This window comes from Microcoleus sp. AT3-A2 (assembly GCF_036705685.1).
Taxonomy (GTDB): Bacteria; Cyanobacteriota; Cyanobacteriia; order Cyanobacteriales; family Microcoleaceae; genus Microcoleus.
Genome location: NZ_JAUBVF010000052.1, coordinates 1 through 17,536, shown reverse-complemented (window position 1 = coordinate 17,536; position 17,536 = coordinate 1). Strand labels below are relative to the sequence as shown.

The window sequence follows — 17,536 nt, the reverse complement described above, 5'->3', positions numbered from 1 at the left end:
CATGGAGAATCGGGCTGCGAGCAATAATAGTTTATTAAAAGGTAAAGGTAAAAATTAATGATAGGTATTTCAGGTTACGAAATTAGAGAAAAGATTTACGACGGGGTTAGAACGGTTGTTTATCGAGGTATAAGAAATCGGGAGCAACAACCTGTTATTGTTAAAATCATAAAAGATGAATATCCTACCCTAGAACAAATCACCAATTTAAGGCAAGAGTTTATAATTACTCAAAATTTAGATTGTGAAGGGCTTGTCAAAACATACAGTTTAAACAATTATCAAAATAGTTATGCTCTAATCTTAGAAGATTTTGGCGGTCAATCACTTGCTAATTTTATAGCAGCTAATAAACTGTCAATAATCCAGTTTATTAGAGGCGCGATCGCTCTATCCGAAACTTTGATCTATCTCCATCAAGTACCGATCATTCACAAAGACATTAAGCCCTCAAATATCATTATCAATCCAGCGACCGGAAAAGTAAAACTGACTGACTTTAGTATTTCATCGCGCTTGGAATTGAAAAACCAAAGCATTAGCAATCCCAACTTGCTAGAAGGGACTCTCGCTTATATGTCACCCGAACAAACGGGGAGGATGAATCGAGCAATTGACTACCGCACCGACTTCTACTCTTTGGGAGTGACTTTCTATGAAATACTGACCAACCAGTTGCCATTTACTACCACCGATCCGATGGAGTTGGTTTACTGTCATATTGCCAAACAACCAGTCCCACCTAAAGAGGTAGCAGAAATTCCTCAAGCGGTTTCAGATATTGTCATGAAACTGTTAGCAAAAAATGCGGAAGACCGATATCAAAGTGCGGCGGGATTAAAATTTGACCTGGAAACTTGTTTGCAGCAATTGCAGACAACTGGCAAGATTGAAAATTTTCCCATCGGTCAACGCGATCGCGGCAACCAATTACTCATTCCCCAGAAGCTTTATGGTAGAGAAACCGAAGTCCAAATTCTTCTAGATGCCTTTGGACGAGTCAGCCTCGGTGCTACCGAAATGATGTTAGTTTCCGGTTATTCCGGGATTGGTAAAACTTCAATCGTCAATGAAGTTCATAAACCAATTGTAGCAGCTAGGGGATATTTTATTGCGGGTAAGTTTGACCAGTTTAAGCGCAATATTCCCTATGCGGCGTTAATCCAAGCATTTCAAGAATTAGTTCGTCAGCTATTAACTGAAAGTTACGAACAGATTGCTATTTGGAAAGAAAACTTATTAAAAGCGCTAGATAATAACAGTCAAGTTATTATTGATGTTATCCCGGAAGTCGAACTAATTATCGGTAAACAGCCTGAAGTTCCTCAACTGGGTTCATCGGAGTCACAAAACAGATTTAATCGGGTATTTCAACAATTTATTCGCGTTTTTTGTCAACCCGAACACCCGCTAGTCATATTCCTAGACGATTTACAGTGGGCAGATTCGGCATCTCTAAAGTTAATTCAACTCTTAGTCACTGACCCAGATAGCAAATATTTGTTAACGATTGGAGCTTATCGAGATAACGAAGTCAGTCCCGTTCATCCTTTAATTCAGACAATAGAAAAAATTCAAGAAACTGAAACGGTGGTGAATAATATCACCATTCAGGCGCTGGCTTTGGATAGCGTCAACCAATTAATCGCCGACACTCTGGATGCCAGCGTAAATTCAGACAAAATAAAAGTTTTTTCAGAGTTACTTTTTAATAAAACCCAAGGCAATCCGTTTTTCTTAACGCAGCTACTCAAAACCCTGTATTCGGAAAATCTGTTAGTTTATCAGGTAAATATAGACCGTTGGGAGTGGGATATTCAACAAATCCAAGCAATTGGTATCGCAGATTTCAATATCGTTGAACTGGTTGCTCGCAATATTCGCAAACTCCCTGAAACAACCCAGAAATCATTAAAATTAGCGGCTTGTATCGGCAACCAATTTAACTTAGAAGTTTTATCAATTGTCAATGAAGAATCAAACTTAGCGACGGCTGCTCATTTGTGGGAGGCAATGCAAGCGGGTTTGATTCTGCCGCTGTCTGAAAATTACAAAATTCCTATAGTCTTTGCCCAGGAAGAGTTGGCATCTATACGCGATATCAAAGTTGACTACAGATTTTTGCACGACCGCGTGCAACAAGCAGCCTATTCTTTGATTCCAGAGTCAGACAAAAAAGCCACTCACCTGAAAATTGGTCAACTGTTGCTGAATAATACAACAGAGCAAGAGCGAAAAGATAATATTTTTGCTCTGGTTAACCAACTGAATTTTGGCACAGATTTGCTAACTAATCAGTCAGAAAAAGATGAGTTGGCTGAATTAAACCTGATTGCTGGACAGAAAGCGAAGGCAGCTACTGCATATGAAGCCGCTGTTAATTATTTGAATGTAGGTATAGAACTCCTGAGTCAAGATAGCTGGGAAAGTAGATACGATCTGACATTTAATTTTTATCGGGAAGCGGCGGAAGCCGAATATCTCAATGCCAATTTAGAACGAGCGGAAATTTTGTGCGATCGCACTCTCCAAAAAGCCAAAACAATTCTCGAACAAGTCAACTTATACGAACTGAAAATTAGGCTTAACCTCGCTAAAAACCAGAACAATTCTGCGGTAGATACCGGACTGCAAGTTCTAGAAATGCTGGGAGTGGCCCTATCCCAATCACCCCCCCAAGAGTTAAATATCGAGGAGTTAGCGAACTTGCCAGAAATGAGCGATCGCTACAGGCTAGCGGCAATGCAAATTTTAATTCTTATATGGCCTCCTGCTTGTTTTGGATCGAGCGCAATGGCGCTACCGATTCTATATACTATGATTGAACTCTCGATTCAATACGGAAATTCGTTGGTTTCTATTTACGCTTATTCTATTTATGGTTCACTCATATCTTGGCTAATACCAGACATAGATTCTGGCTATAAACTGGGTCAAATATCTTTGCAGTTGTTGGATCGGTTAAATGGAAAAGAGTTTTTATCTAAAATATTCGTTAATATTTTTATCAGTAATCACCATCAAAAAGAGCCTCTGGCAACTACTATAGACCCCTTGCTTCAAGCAATTAATAACGGCTTAGAAGTCGGTGATATAGAATATGCTTGTCATGCTGCTGATTACTATTGCTCACATCTGCTTTTTAAGGGAGAGCATCTGGATTATGTGCAAGAGCAACAAAAAAATTATAGCGATTTAACAGCTAAGCTGTCCCAAGAACATCAGCTTTATCTCATCAAAATTATCGGTCAGTTAGTGGCAAATTTAATGGGTCGAGCAGACAATAAATTGCTATTAATTGGCGACCTGTTAAATGAAGAAGAGACAATCGCATATCTTCAAAGTATTAATAATACAATTGCCTTGTTTAGAGTGTTTTTTGCTAAAACCATGCTTTGCTATTTGTTCCAAGATTATGCAATGGCTATAGAGCATGGTATTACAGGAGTCAATTATTCAACAATGCTCCACAGTAACTTTAGCTTTTCAGAACATATTTTTTACTATTCTCTGGCTCTTTTAGCTCAGTATTTTCAGGAAACTGAGGAAAAGCAGCAACAATACCTGAAACAAGTAGAAGAAAATCAGCAAAAGATGAAATATTGGGCGTTCCATTGCCCAGCCAATTACCAGCATAAGTATGACTTAGTAGAAGCAGAAAAAGCCCGCGTATTGGGGCAATCTTTCTCAGCAATGGAATATTACGACCGGGCGATAGATGGAGCCAAGGAAAATGGATACGTCCAGCACGAAGCCCTCGCCAATGAACTAGCAGCAGAATTTTATTTAACTTTAGGTCGTCAGAAAGTAGCGCGTACCTACATGATAGACGCTTACTATGCTTATATTCGCTGGGGAGCCAAGGCAAAAGTTAAGGATTTAGAAGAGCGCCATGCTGAATTACTCGCACCTATCGTCGGTAGAAAAAATAGCCTGACGAGTGGAAGAGACGAAACGGTTGTTCAGACCAGAACCACTGTCACTTCTACCACTTCAGGTGCTGCAAACGAGCTGGATTTATCAACAATTATCAAAGCCTCCCAAGCTCTCTCAGGGGAAGTTCATTTAGATAAGTTAATCTCGAAGTTGATGCAAGTCTTGCTGGAAAACGCCGGAGCAGAAAAGTTTTATTTCATCATACCTGACCCAGCAGGTAAGTGGAAAATTGAAGCTCAATGTACGGGTGAACAATGTCAATTAATATCCAAGTCAGCGACTGAAAGTCAAGAGATTCCTCTCTCGCTGGTTAATTATGTAGAACGCACGCAAGAAACTCTTGCAATCGATGATGCAACCACTGAAACCAGGTTTGCCTCTGACCCGTATATTATTCAGCAGCGACCTAAATCTATCTTGTGTAGCCCCCTGATTAATCAAGGTAAGTTGGTGGGCATCTTATACCTAGAAAATAATTTAACAGCGGGGGCTTTTACGCGCGATCGCTTAGAAGTCCTCAACATCATTTCCGCCCAAGCTGCGATCTCCATCGAAAATGCCCGTCTCTATCAAACTTTAGAAGAAAAGGTGCAACAACGCACCGCCCAACTCGCCCAAGCAAACCAGGAAATTAGCAGCCTCAATAACAAACTTAAAGCCGAAAACATCCGCCTCAGTGCTGAGTTAGAAGTCACCAAACGACTGCAACAAATGATTTTGCCCAAACAATCAGAACTAAATAAAATTAAAGGATTAGAAATAGCTGGATATATGCAACCTGCCGATGAAGTTGGTGGCGACTACTACGACGTGCTAACCCAAAATGAGCAGGTAAAAATTAGCATCGGCGATGTTACGGGACATGGTTTAGAAAGTGGCGTATTAATGATTATGGCGCAAACCGCCGTCCGCACTCTCCAACAAATGAACGAAACCGATCCGGTGAAGTTTCTTGATGTGTTAAACCGCACCCTTTATGCCAATATCGAGCGCATCGACTCGTCTAAAAACATGACCTTGGCTTTGTTAGATTATCAAGATAGTAACTTTACCATCAGCGGTCAACATGAAGAAATAATTGTAGTCCGTACTGATGGTAACATCGAACGGATCGATACAACGGAGCTCGGCTTTCCTGTCGGATTAGAGGAAGATATTGCTGATTTTGTTTCCCAAGTTCAAGTGCATCTTAATCCAGGGGATGTAGTAGTGCTTTACACAGATGGAATTACCGAAGCTGTAAATATAAATAAAGTGTATTACGGCATAGAAAGATTGTGCCAAGTGACCAAAGAAAATCGCCACAAAACGGCTGAAGAAATTCGACAAGCAGTAATTGATAATCTGCTGCAACATATTGACAAACATAAAGTTTTTGACGACATTACGTTGGTAGTCATAAAACAGAAATAACGCAAGTTGGTAATTGGTAATTGGTAAATTGTTTGAGCGTCCGACAATCGAAACCGACTTCACGCCCAACAATTTTGGAAAGGGTGCGCGGACTCAGGAAGGTGCGATCGAAAGCTGAGCGCCACGTCTGTGCTAAATTGGGCGATCGGGCGAATTGGTATAATTAAAGGCAACATCAGCGCTTTCATGGGTCAAACGCTGCTTTTACCTGTGTGGAATGTCACGCCTTCTTCCAACGGTCGATCGACTTTAATGCGAATGTCGAGCAGCAATTCGGTTTATGTAGCATCATTAGCAATGTTTGCTCCTAAAAGTCAAGGAGGAGTAGAACAATATCCGACTTTAGAAGAGTGGGAAAATATTTTAAATACCAAAGGTTTAGCGGGGCCGAGAGATTTGGCACCAACTCCGCAAGACGAAAATCCGCTGCAAAAAATTTACGGCCGCGTGGCGGGAGTAGCTGAAGGTTCGGAGTGGAAAGCTAAAATTACTGATAATTCGAGAACCGATTATTTAACTATTCCCAAGCGCGGCGAGTCGTTTTCCTATGCTTTGATCACTACGGATACGGGTACTTTTGGAACTGGTCAAATTCAAAGCGCTAAAATGTTAGCTCGCTATCCCGATACTGCTTATTTTGCTCACGGTAATTACGGGATTCAATACAACTTAACTTTTCCACTTTACAACAAATCTCGTGAATGTCAATCTGTTACTATTAAAATGCAAAAACCGATTAAAGCAAATACAGAATCGGGGGGATTGATGTTTTACGATCCTCCCGAAAATCGGATATTTTTCCGAGGTACGGTGCGGGTGATATTTAATGACGATACGGGCAAGACTTTGACGCGCTACATTCACATCGTGCAGCGCAGGGGACAGCAGGGAGAACCTTTGGTGAATGTGAAGATGAAGCCGGGGGAACGCCGTTTGGTGCAGGTGGATTTCTTGTATCCGCCGGATGCGACGCCTCCGCAAGTCTTGACTGTGCGATCGAGTAATTAGTTATTGGTTGACGGTATATTTACACTGTGGGAAACGTGGCTGAATTTCTAAAAACAAAAAGTACGATCGCTACTCGACGGGCTCGCCCTTAACATATAAAGATTCGAGAAACTTAACGGCTTCATCAAGCACAGATTCCGGTAACTTCTCAACAATCGCGATCGCCCTTTGACGGATTTCTCGATCGACTGCTTTGGATTGCTGCGAGTCAGTGTTTGCTAAACTGCTACTTTCCAATCGCTTTTGCTTCGATAAAGCTGTTTCTGGAATGAAACCTTCCGTCCCCGATCGAATTTAACACCAGTTATTTAGAATTGATTAAAAAAAAATATAGTTCGATCGCCCAAATGTATCACAGCGATATCTCAGTCACCGCAATATTACCCTCAAAACACACGTCAACATCAGTCCCTGCCGCCCGATCGCGCGAGCCATATTCTCCGGCATAATAAAAGTATTCTCCCTCCACCCGGTAAACCACTGGCAGCGGCTGCGTCGAAGGCTGGCAAAACACAATTTCCGGTTCCGCACTTCCCGGCGCTAAATGCGGCAAATTCACATTCCAGAAACACCCCGACTTTGGTTCCCGGTTCAGCAAATGGGCCAACACCCGCGATGTCCACCGAGTAGCGACATCCCAATCTATTTCCAGTGGCCTTTTAATCCGGTGGGAAATTGCGATTCCCGGAATACCGTGCATGGCTGCTTCCCGCACAGCCGCAACCGTACCCGAAATATACACGTCAACGCCCAAATTGCCACCTGCGTTAATACCCGAAAGCACCAAATCCGGCTTCGCACAAAGGTGATGAAGAGCAATACGCACGCAATCGGCAGGTGTTCCCCCTACAGCATATTCCACGGACGATCGCCGATCGACATGAATCGGACTGTGAGCCGTCACCTGATGCCCGCAGCCGGACAATTGCCCCTGCGGAGCCACCATAATTGTTTTGCCTTCTACAGCCTGCAAAAGTGCCTGAATCCCCGGAGCGTCTATGCCGTCGTCGTTGGTTAAAATTATCATTGAAAATTTGTCTATTAGTAACGTTATTGTGTCACTGGCGGGCGAGTCGAGGCAATCTCAAATTGTAGGGTGTCGCGGGGATTCTGTCGATTTTAGATTTTAGATTTACTCCACAGATGAATCTTGGAGATTGAACAACAGCCTAAATTTTGGGTTCTCCACGCCGTACTTTAGTGGCTCAAACCCGCTATCTGCGCCCGGGAAGAGTTACTAATTCCATATTTACTTTCGCGTACATCAGGCGATCGACCAACACATTTCTCAATATTTGTATAATATATTACTTACTGTTAGTAAGATTACGTAGTCAGCGGTTGTGACAACCGATGATACCGAAAGTTGCAATAACGGATAGTTAGGCGTGGAATGCCTCAGCAGCAGTCATCCTAGCCTTGGCGATACAACCAAGTTTACGAAAGGTTTATTCTTAAACCTCGCAAAATATTGTTTTGGTAAAGGTATCAAAAATGTATAGACAAAGACCTTTACATGATAGATGATGTAAACAGAGACCAGAAGGAATCAATAAAGTCAATCCCCAAAGGATATAAAAAAGGTATTACTCTTATGAAAACCAACTTCGCCCAACCACTAACCGCCTGTATAGCTACTGCTGGTTTAGTTGTTGCTTCTTCCTTACTAACTGCAACGCAAGCCCAAGCATTCAGTTTATCCGTGGCTCCTGAGTACGGTACGACCAACGGCATTGGCACCGGCGCTACTGCAACATTGGACTTCAACGTTGTCCAAAGTGGAGCCGACTTACTTTTGAATTTGGGCATCACCAATACCACTGGCACTCAGGCTACAGCCGGTGGTGCAACAAACTCTTCTCTCGTTGGCGTGGCCTTTGACGTATTGACGGGCGTTACTGCATCGGTTAAATCGACCGCAGGCAGCAATTTTACAGCGTTTTGGAACAATGTTGATATTAGTGGCTTGCACAACGGTTTCGACTATGGCATTAGCATTCCGCGCAAAGAGTTTGAAGGTGGAAACGCTAATGAAGGCTTATATAAAAATCAGTCTACTTTGGTTAGCTTTTTGCTAACTGGCAGCAGTCTAAGTGCGGCTCAGGCAGAAAATGCTTTCTTGACGGGATTTCAGAATGGTACGCTCAAGGCAGGGGTTCGCTTCCAGCAGGTAGCTGGGTCTAATGTTGGTACCAGTGACAAAGTTATGGCGGGAGTTTCCGCTGATGCTGAGCCAGTGCCAGAACCAACCACTATTGCAGGTATGGTGATGGGGTTGGGAAGTTTAGTCGCAGCCCGCCGCAAGCAAGCAAAAAAAGCTCTTGCTTAAATTTTCTCAGGGGTGCAGGCCATCCATCGGTAGAAAAGCTTGTAGCATTTCGAGTGAATTCAGGTTAACTTCTAGTATCAACTCATAAGAGCCAGGGCAGCTATCCCGCCTCTGGCTCTTATTTTTGCTTTGGAATTACAAAATGTAGATTTTGTCAAGGTGAAAAACAAAAAATTTGCGATGCCCGAATTTCCCCAAAAATTGACGTAAAATTCCCCCATCCCCAGAAAATATCAACCAACTTGTGGTAAGGTTTTTTGTCGGTTGCTATGTGGCAATCTTCTGAAAGTTCAGTTAAACGCGCTCACAGCAATGTTTTTGCCAATTTTCCCCCTAGCTCAAACAATCCCCGCACCTCCCGCCCAACAACAACTGATCATCGACCCAGAAGCGCCCGCACCCGAAAACGAACTCGATTTGCCGCCACAGCCAAGCAGCAGCCCGCTGAAAACAGTGACAATGCCCCAGCAAGTGCGCGTTTTACCCGGACAACTCGACAACATCCCGGTTTTCAACAGCAACAGCCCCGAAGTTGTGCAAACCGAAGGCATTTTGCTCTCCACATTTGGGCCCGAAGGAAAACAAGTACCTTCTGCACACTTAAACTTTCCCTTCAAAGGCCGATTTGACATCTTTGCCCACCACATCGCCAAAGCTAAAAATCGCGCCGAAACTCGCACCTTATTTCAAGGAATAATTGTCCACAATCCCAACTCCGAACCTGTTACTTTAAATGTCTTGCAAGGAGCGACTTATTTAACTCGCCCGGATGCCTTGTTTGTCGATTTGCCGTCGTATTTAGAGAATCGATTTGGCACTGTGTTTGCGGGGCCTGGAAGCCGCATCACCAGCGATGTGCTGCGGGGATACAGACAAGCCATTTTGCCCGCTGCGATCGAGATTCCGGCGAATCAGAGCCGAATGCTGATGAATTTGCCGATACCTGTGGGGAATGTCACGCCTGCTTCCAACGGTCGATCGACTTTAATGCGAATGTCGAGCAGCAATTCGGTTTATGTAGCATCATTAGCAATGTTTGCTCCTCAAAGTCAAGGAGGAGTCGAACAATATCCGACTTTAGAAGAGTGGGACAATATTTTAAATACCAAAGGTTTAGCGGGGCCTAGAGATTTGGCACCAACTCCGCAAGACGAAAATCCGCTGCAAAAAATTTACGGCCGCGTGGCGGGAGTAGCTGAAGGTTCCCAGTGGAAAGCTAAAATTAGTGACAATTCGAGAACTGATTATTTAACTATTCCCAAGCGCGGCGAGTCATTTTCCTATGCTTTGAGCACTACTGATACGGGTACTTTTGGAACTGGTCAAGTTCAAAGTGCTAAAATGTTAGCTCGCTATCCCGATACTGCTTATTTTGCTCACGGTAATTACGGGATTCAATACAACTTAGCTTTTCCGCTTTACAACAAATCTCGCGAGTCTCAATCGGTGAGTATTAGAATACAAACACCGATTAAAACAAATACAAAATCGGGGGGATTGATGTTTTATGAGCCGCCGGAAAATCGGATATTTTTCCGAGGTACGGTGCGGGTGATATTTAATGACGATACGGGTAAGACTTTGACGCGCTACATTCACATTGTGCAGCGCAGGGGACAGCAGGGGGAACCTTTGGTGAATGTGAATATGAAGCCGGGGGAACGCCGTTTGGTGCAGGTGGATTTCTTGTATCCGCCGGATGCGACGCCGCCGCAAGTCTTGACTGTGCGATCGAGTAATTAGTTTGTAGTCAGTAGTCAAAGGTTTGTAGTGAGGACTTTAGTCCGCATCAAGAAAAACTAAAATGTAGTCCATTTGGCTTTTTTTACCTGCTCAGGCACTTGCCCATGTAGCACTCTCATCAGCTCTTCTATCACTCCCTGTGTTCGCCACTGCAAGTAAAGCCAATATACGGCCCTTGTAAGGGGGCCAATCCTTGGGTAGGTCTTACCAATTGCAGCCATTTTTTAGTTGATAGAAGATTCCATCTAAGATTTCTCTTTTTGTCCAGTTACATGGTTTTAGTTAGCTTCTTCCTGGGCAATATCTCATGTAGTATGGGTTCAATTATTTCCCATTCTGAATCCGTTAGACTGCTACAATAAGGCATGGCTGCTGCTGGATAATGCTTTTGCGGTCACGTATAACAGCGTAAAAGATGTCAAACGGGTTTTATAGAGGCTCAAAACCTTTGCACCTTGGTTGTTCGTCTCTGGCTAAATTTGGGAATTCACCAATAAACCTACTATTTTTCAAGCTGTGTAGCCTCGTTTTTCCACTGCGTACACTTTTTCAGCAAGCCCTAAGTAGAAATCATTGACAAACGTCTTCAGATGAAACCCTTGCATGACAAGGCTTTCAGAGATAGCGTGAAAAGTAAGGACAACATCCGTTGCACCAAAAAGTCGCGCCACTCCGTTCTTAGATTGAACCCGATCGCCTTTGACCAGTTTGTTTGGTTTAAAATATAATAAAGTTTTTCCTGAATCATGAGAAAATAAATTTTACTGGCATATCTATAGGGGAACATCCATCATGGCAAGAAGTAGTAGCGGATTTTGGAGCGATTTCTGGAAGTTTTTAGTTCAGGGAAATGTCCTTGAACTGGCAGTTGCCGTCATCATTGGTGGAGCCTTTGGAAAAATCATTGATTCTTTAGTCAAAGATATTATTACTCCCATTCTTCTTAATCCTGCTTTAACGGCTGCGGGAGCTAAAGACCTGGAAAGTTGGGCACCAGGAGGTATAAAATGGGGTGTTTTCCTGGCATCTGTAATTAGTTTTGTGATTATCGCCTTTGTTATTTTTCTATTACTCCGAAGCGTAGAATCTGCAAAAAAAAGATTAATTCGTCGGCAAGCAGCAGAAGCAGAAGCAGAAGTTGCACTTGTTGATGCTGCTACTCTCAACCAGGAAAAGATGACAGAAGTTTTAGAACGCTTAGCAAAAGCATTGGAATCGCGTGGTATTTAGAGCCTACGTAAGTAACCAAACGAAATTAATTAGATAAAGACTCTTTACGTTGTAAGGATTTCAGGGGATATTTTGTGTGATTAATTTTGTACAACTACTTAATACTTGATTTTTAGGGGATGCAGGCAAAAGTTTAGGCTGTTATCTCCTTTTTTGCACACTCACACTAAAGATATTTCAAAAGCCTTCTTTGCGATTTCGTAACCGGCATCATGAATCCAAAGTTTGGTGGTGATAAACAGTATTTTTCATAATTTTTCTTTTACGTATTTCCGAATTGGGTGCTTTTTTAACGCTGAGAAATTACACGTTATTAACGTTCAATTTGGAGATGCTTTCTCTATTATCGAGGGTATGGCTGTAGGCATAGTTCAGGCCTATAGAACCCATTTGACATCTATTCCAGACTTATTACCACAACTAGGTTTGGGGCGAATCAGTAGAATCCTAAATTTAGGCTAGAATAGTTGCCCTGTAAGGATTTTACAAAAGATGTCAAATGGGTTATATAATAAAAATCCTTTTTGCAATACTGAGATGTTCCCGACTGAAGTCCTGACTACGAACCTCAGAGTAAGGTTTGTAGTCAGGACTTTAGTCCTAATTAAAGTGTCAAAGATTGAGGATTGGTCTCAATCAATTTCGCTAAATCTTGCAGGAAAGACGCCGCATCAGCACCGTAAATAATCCGGTGATCGCAAGTAATATTCACCTGCATTTGGCGCTTCACTCCCATCAAACCTTCCTCGTTTGCTACTACTTGCGGCCGCGAAGAGCCGATCGCCAAAATCGAGCCTTGATTCGGCGGCAAAATCGCGTCAAACTTATCTACTCCAAACATTCCCAAATTGGAAAGAGTAAAAGTTCCCGTGCTGTATTCATCGGGTTTTAACTGTTTGGTGCGGGCGCGATCGACTAAATCCTTCCAAGTCCGCGAAAGCGAATAAATATCGAGGCGATCGGCATTTTGCAACACCGGCGTAATCAAACCGCCTCCATCCATCGCCACCGCTACCGCCACATTAATATCAGCGCGGTATTGAATTCCCGACTCCACATAAGAAGCATTCAGCAGAGGATGTTTTTGTAAAGTTACTGCTACAGCCTTCGCCAGCATAGCCGTCATCGTGACGCCCTTCGACTTAATTTGTTTGTAGAGTTTGTCGAGATTATCAGTAGTAATTGTGTAACCGACGCGGAAAGACGGCACGCTCAAACTTGCTTCCATATTCCGCACCACCGCATTTTGCAGCGCATTCATCGGTACTCTTTGGCCCGAAAGTGCCACCGAGGGGACTGGTGCGGGGGCGGGTTTGGCTGCTGCGGGGGCGGGTGCTGCGGGTGCGGGTGCGGGTGCTGCGGGGACTGTTACCGGTTGCTGAACCGGAGCGGGTTGGGCTTTGCCGGCTGCTGCTTCCACATCCTCTGCGACAATGCGACCGTTGGGCCCGCTGCCTTTGATAGAATTCAAATCTACTTTAAACTCTTTGGCTAACTTGCGAGCGCGGGGAGAAACGACGCTGCGGCCGTTTTGGCGGCTGACATTTTGCTGCAAACCTGCTGACGATGTAGCTGCGCTCACAGGAGCGGGGCTGGGAGCGGGGGCTGCTGCTGCGCTTGGAGCGGCGGCTCCTTGCTGCTGAGCGACAGCGATTTCGGCTTCTGTTTCTGCTACTAGGGCGATTGCTGTGCCCACCGGAGCAACTTCGCCCGCAGGTACGATAATTATTGCTAAATAGCCTTCGTAGAAAGACTCCACGTCCATGTCGGCTTTGTCGGATTCAACGACTACCACCGTTTCGCCTTTTTCTACTTTGTCTCCGGCGGATTTGACCCAGGAAACAATTTTGCCCTCTGTCATTGTCGAACTCAGGGCTGGCATGAAAACTTCGCGAATCATCTGTAAAAAGTCCTTGTGTGTTGGTAATAGGTAATAGGTAATCGGTATTTGGCAATTGATAATTGGCGACCGGCCACCGGCAATACTTATTATTATGCCAGTCTCTCGAATTCTTGATGTGTGACTGTTGACTCAAAATCAATTGCCAATTAGCGATCGCCAATTACCACTTACCAATTTCTAAATATCACCTCGAATTTCTTCGACTATGCCGTCGCGGAGGAGAATTTCTACTTGCATTTTTTGAATCAAGTTTTCTCCCAGCCCGACAGTGAACGTGCCGTCAATTTGACCTTGACTCACTTCTTGCTCGAGGTCTAGCACCTGCACTTGCTGAAGCTGTTGCAGGTTTTGGTTTTTCTGTTCTAGCAGTTCGCTTTTTCTTTGATTCACCTGCACTTGAATGTTTTCTATTTGCTGCTGTACTTGCGGGCCTGGGGGCTGTAGATTTTGCTGTTTGATTTCTGAAATCATCCGCTGCCCTTGCATTTCTAACTGTTGTAGCTGAGAGTCTATTTGGTTGATTTGGGCTTGGAGTTGCTGTTGAGCTTCTTCTTTCCAGCGGGGAGTAACGATGACTTTAACGTTAATCGATCGCTTCAAGAGTAATTGTGGTTCCATAAAGTTGTTGCTTGTCAATTAGGAATTAGGCATTAGTCATTAGTTGGTAAACATGAACTAATGGCCCAGGACTGAGGACTCGGACTCGGGACTCGGGTATTGGGATAATTTTTTCTTTTCCATTCCCCAAGTCCTGCGAATATTTCAAAACATCCCGTCAATCATATCGCGGTAGTGTTGCGTCACAACCGGGCGCTTAATTTTCAGGGTCTGGGTCAACATTCCATTTTCGATCGAAAATGGCTCCTGAATCAACCGGAACGGGCCGATGCGATCGTCCGCGCGGTATCCAGGGCGATTTTGCACCTCTCGGTTCAATTCTTGGCGGAATAAATTTTGAATAGTCTTGCTATTCCAGTCAATTTCGTGTACAGGGGGATTCTGAGTTTCTGCCCATTTCTGCACAGATTCTGCATTGGGGACAATTAAGGCGCCGACGGATTTCTGGTCTTGACCTACTAGCATAATTTGGTCGATGTAGGGGCTGCGGACGCAGGCGTCTTCTATGGGCTGGGGTTCGATGTTTTCACCGTTGCTGAGGACGATCGTATCTTTGGCCCGCCCGGTCAAGATTAAGTCGTTTCCCGGTGTCAGCCAGCCCAAATCCCCGGTGTCGAACCAGCCTTCGGAGTCGATCGCCTTGGCAGTCGCTTGGGGATTGAGATAGTAGCCCTGCATAATTTGCGGCCCCCGCGCCAATACTAAGCCGCGCTGGCCTGTTGGCAGTTGCTGTCTGGTTTCTGGGTCTACTATTTTAATTTCCGTATGGGCGATCGGTTGTCCAGCGGAACCTTTAAGATTGTGCCAAGGGCGGCGGACTGTTAAAACCGGCGAAGTTTCGGTTAAACCGTATCCCACCAACAAGCCGATATTCGCTATTTCAAAGAAATTGTCTAAATGCGTTGCCAAAGAACCGCCACCGCTAATCGCCCATTTTAAGCGTCCCCCTGTAGCTTGCCTGACTTTTTGGTAAACCAGTTTTTCGGCGAGGGCGTGCACGGGCGACAACAGAATGCTTTTGGTCCGGGCGATTAGTTTTTCAGTAGCAGAAGCAGGTTTTAAATTGAGAGTTAATCCTTGGCAAATGCGGCGGTTCTCGATGTATTGCTGGCTGGCAGATAACAGGAAATCCACCAATTTTTGTTTGTTAGGCGGCTGTTCCCGAAATTGCTTTTGTACGGCCTCATAAATCGATTCCCAGATGCGCGGAACGCTGACCATGTAATGGGGTTTGTAAGTTTTAAAGTCTTGTTTGAAATAGCGAATATTGGTGTAAATTTGCGTGCATCCTTGGGAAAGCAAGAAGTATTCGACGCTGCGTTCGTAGGCGTGCCAACTAGGCAGAATGCTGAGGGCAGATTCGCCGGCTTCGGGCTGGAGAACTGTGCCCAAGGTGGTGAGTTGGTGCAGCAGGTTCCCGTGAGTCAGCATGACGCCTTTGGGTTTGCCGGTGGTGCCGCTGGTGTAGAGGAGGGTGGCGAGGGTTTGAGGCTTGTGGTTGGTGGGTTTGAGGGGGCGGTTTGCCCCTGTGGTCATGACTTGGGAAAATTTGACTGTGCTTAGGGTTTGGCTGGTTTCCGGTTCTTCGTCGGAGAGGAGGACGATGAGTTGGATGGGCAAATCCGGGAGGCGGTGTTGCAGTTTTTTGAGTAATGCCAGGTTTTCGACTACCAAGGCGGTGCTGCCGCTGTCTTGGATGATGTAAAGGAGTTCTTCGGGGTCGGCGGTGGCGCCTCGAACGGCGTTGGCGGCCCCGGCCATCATGATACCTTGGTCGGCTATCAGCCAGCGGGGACTGTTGTCTGCGAAGAGGGCGACGCGGGGAGGGACTGCTTCTTCGGGATTTGGTTCGATGCCGAGGGCTTGTAAGCCGGCGGCGAATTGCTGGATTTGCTGGTAGAGGTCGGTGTAGGTGAGTTTGATTTCTGGGTCGGTGTGGGGGTCGTGGAGGGCGACGGTTTGAGGAAAGCGCTGTTTGACGATCGCCCAAATTTCGGGTATCGATTGGATGGAACTGTAATCGATTAGCTTGCTGAGGTTCGCACGATCGCGATCAGTCATTTCAGATGATGTGTAAGATGGTGGGCGGTTCATAAGGTATCTTCCTGAGTTTTCGGAGATAAAATTATTGGCTATAAGTTGAATATGAGAGCTATTTTAGAACTTTATGGCAGTATCGTGACAGTTTGCCAACCTGCCATTGTCTATTTAGAAAATTAGAGAGGCAAGATGATAAAATTTATAGTTGCACAGCAACACATTAATTTATCAAGGTTGATCGTAGTTGCTTTTAGTGCGATCGGCCTAGCATCATGTGGAAATAAACTGTCTGTGAAGGCCGCAGAAGTGCGATCGGCAAACAAAACATTTGCTGATTGGTGCCGCCAAAAAGCCGATTTGAGTCCTGAAACTAAACATACTGTTGATGTGCTGTTGGAGAAAGCGGGGACTACTGATTGTGTTGAGGGCGATCGGAAACTTTCAAGTTTCACGACACTGTATCTCACCAACAATAAAATCAGCGAGACCAAACCGCTAGCATCCTTGACTAACCTGACAGAGCTCTACCTCGGCAATAATCAAATCAGCGACATCAAACCGCTAGTAGCATCTTTGACCAAACTGAATCGGCTCGTCCTGTACGAGAATAAAGTTAGCGACATCAAACCGCTAGCATCCTTGACTAACCTGACTGTGATCTACCTCGACAAGAATCAAATCAGGGACATCAAACCGCTAGCATCCTTGACTAACCTGACTGTGCTCTACCTCGGCAATAATCCAATCATCGACATCAAACCGCTAGCATCCTTGACTAAACTGACTTCGCTCAGCCTCGATAATAATCAAATCAGGGACATCAAACCGCTAGTATCCTTTACTAACCTGACTCGGCTCTACCTCGACAAGAATCAAATCAGCGACATCAAACCGCTAGCATCCTTGACTAACCTGACTGTGATCAGCCTCAATAATAATCAAATCATCGACATCGAACCACTAGCATCATTGACTAAACTGACTTCGCTCAGCCTCGACAACAGTCAAATCAGTGAGATCAAACCACTACAATCCTTGACTAACCTGACTTCGCTCAGCCTCGGCAATAATCAAATCAGCGATATCAAACCGCTAGCATCCTTGACTAACCTGACTGTGCTCAACCTCCTCAACAATCAAATCAGCGATATCAAACCGCTAGCATCCCTGACTAACCTTAACTCTCTCTACCTCGACAAGAATCAAATCAGCGATATCAAACCGCTAGCATCCCTGACTGGGAGCATGTCACTTTTGCGATGAGTATAAATACTCGTCAACTCCAGCATGACTTTTTTACGGATCATCAGTATAAT

11 protein-coding genes are annotated in these 17,536 nt (G+C 44.6%); 6 read left to right on the top strand and 5 right to left on the bottom strand.

Annotated elements, in window-relative coordinates; genetic code table 11:
- Positions 1–57: 57 nt before the first annotated feature.
- Together QUB37_RS22760 and QUB37_RS22755 are read left to right on the top strand one after the other, a co-directional pair.
- Positions 58–5,349: an AAA family ATPase gene (locus QUB37_RS22760; protein WP_333166421.1), complete on the top strand. Its 5,292-nt coding sequence runs from the start codon at positions 58–60 to the stop codon at positions 5,347–5,349.
- Between the two features lie 129 nt (positions 5,350–5,478).
- Positions 5,479–6,357 (top strand): DUF3370 domain-containing protein, encoded by an 879-nt coding sequence (locus tag QUB37_RS22755; protein WP_333166419.1) that lies wholly within the window; start codon positions 5,479–5,481, stop codon positions 6,355–6,357.
- A 69-nt stretch (positions 6,358–6,426) separates the two neighbouring features.
- Here QUB37_RS22755 and QUB37_RS22750 read toward each other — a convergent pair whose 3' ends face one another.
- Positions 6,427–6,594: a hypothetical protein gene (locus QUB37_RS22750; RefSeq protein ID WP_333166416.1), complete on the bottom strand. Its 168-nt coding sequence runs from the start codon at positions 6,592–6,594 to the stop codon at positions 6,427–6,429.
- A 115-nt stretch (positions 6,595–6,709) separates the two neighbouring features.
- The gene (gene surE, locus QUB37_RS22745) at positions 6,710–7,384 is read right to left on the bottom strand and encodes a 5'/3'-nucleotidase SurE (protein WP_333166413.1); all 675 of its coding nucleotides are present in this window, start codon (positions 7,382–7,384) and stop codon (positions 6,710–6,712) included.
- A gap of 567 nt (positions 7,385–7,951) precedes the next feature.
- On the opposite strand from surE, the gene QUB37_RS22740 reads away from it, so the two are divergent.
- The 3 genes from QUB37_RS22740 to mscL all read left to right on the top strand — a co-directional run bounded on the left by QUB37_RS22740 (position 7,952) and on the right by mscL (position 11,659).
- Positions 7,952–8,686 carry a PEP-CTERM sorting domain-containing protein gene (locus QUB37_RS22740; RefSeq protein WP_333166410.1) on the top strand — a complete coding sequence of 245 codons (735 nt, stop codon included), beginning with the start codon at positions 7,952–7,954 and terminating at the stop codon, positions 8,684–8,686.
- Between the two features lie 312 nt (positions 8,687–8,998).
- Complete coding sequence (locus tag QUB37_RS22735; RefSeq protein ID WP_333166407.1) at positions 8,999–10,429, top strand: DUF3370 domain-containing protein; 1,431 nt, start codon at positions 8,999–9,001, stop codon at positions 10,427–10,429.
- A gap of 792 nt (positions 10,430–11,221) precedes the next feature.
- Complete coding sequence (gene mscL / locus QUB37_RS22730; protein WP_194067975.1) at positions 11,222–11,659, top strand: large conductance mechanosensitive channel protein MscL; 438 nt, start codon at positions 11,222–11,224, stop codon at positions 11,657–11,659.
- A 604-nt stretch (positions 11,660–12,263) separates the two neighbouring features.
- Here mscL and QUB37_RS22725 read toward each other — a convergent pair.
- The 3 genes from QUB37_RS22725 to QUB37_RS22715 form a co-directional block, all read right to left on the bottom strand.
- Positions 12,264–13,559, bottom strand: coding sequence for a dihydrolipoamide acetyltransferase family protein (locus QUB37_RS22725; RefSeq protein ID WP_333166405.1), 1,296 nt, complete (start codon positions 13,557–13,559; stop codon positions 12,264–12,266).
- Between the two features lie 180 nt (positions 13,560–13,739).
- Entirely contained in the window at positions 13,740–14,180 is a 441-nt protein-coding gene (locus QUB37_RS22720) for a YlqD family protein (protein ID WP_333166403.1), read from the bottom strand.
- A gap of 144 nt (positions 14,181–14,324) precedes the next feature.
- On the bottom strand, positions 14,325–16,274 hold the full coding sequence (locus tag QUB37_RS22715) for a long-chain fatty acid--CoA ligase (protein ID WP_333166401.1): 1,950 nt from the start codon (positions 16,272–16,274) through the stop codon (positions 14,325–14,327).
- Positions 16,275–16,409: 135 nt separating this feature from the next.
- Between QUB37_RS22715 and QUB37_RS22710 the strand changes: the two genes are divergently transcribed.
- A complete protein-coding gene (locus tag QUB37_RS22710; protein ID WP_333166398.1) occupies positions 16,410–17,483 on the top strand; it encodes a leucine-rich repeat domain-containing protein in 1,074 nt (357 codons plus the stop codon).
- Positions 17,484–17,536: the final 53 nt, after the last annotated feature.

What these genes read in the sequence shown, in the direction of transcription:
- QUB37_RS22760 (WP_333166421.1), top strand. Translation starts at nt 58, where the DNA reads ATGATAGGTATTTCAGGTTACGAAATTAGAGAAAAGATTTACGACGGG.
- surE (WP_333166413.1), bottom strand. Translation starts at nt 7,384, where the DNA reads ATGATAATTTTAACCAACGACGACGGCATAGACGCTCCGGGGATTCAG.
- QUB37_RS22740 (WP_333166410.1), top strand. Translation starts at nt 7,952, where the DNA reads ATGAAAACCAACTTCGCCCAACCACTAACCGCCTGTATAGCTACTGCT.
- QUB37_RS22735 (WP_333166407.1), top strand. Translation starts at nt 8,999, where the DNA reads ATGTTTTTGCCAATTTTCCCCCTAGCTCAAACAATCCCCGCACCTCCC.
- mscL (WP_194067975.1), top strand. Translation starts at nt 11,222, where the DNA reads ATGGCAAGAAGTAGTAGCGGATTTTGGAGCGATTTCTGGAAGTTTTTA.
- QUB37_RS22725 (WP_333166405.1), bottom strand. Translation starts at nt 13,559, where the DNA reads ATGATTCGCGAAGTTTTCATGCCAGCCCTGAGTTCGACAATGACAGAG.
- QUB37_RS22720 (WP_333166403.1), bottom strand. Translation starts at nt 14,180, where the DNA reads ATGGAACCACAATTACTCTTGAAGCGATCGATTAACGTTAAAGTCATC.
- QUB37_RS22715 (WP_333166401.1), bottom strand. Translation starts at nt 16,274, where the DNA reads ATGAACCGCCCACCATCTTACACATCATCTGAAATGACTGATCGCGAT.
- QUB37_RS22710 (WP_333166398.1), top strand. Translation starts at nt 16,410, where the DNA reads ATGATAAAATTTATAGTTGCACAGCAACACATTAATTTATCAAGGTTG.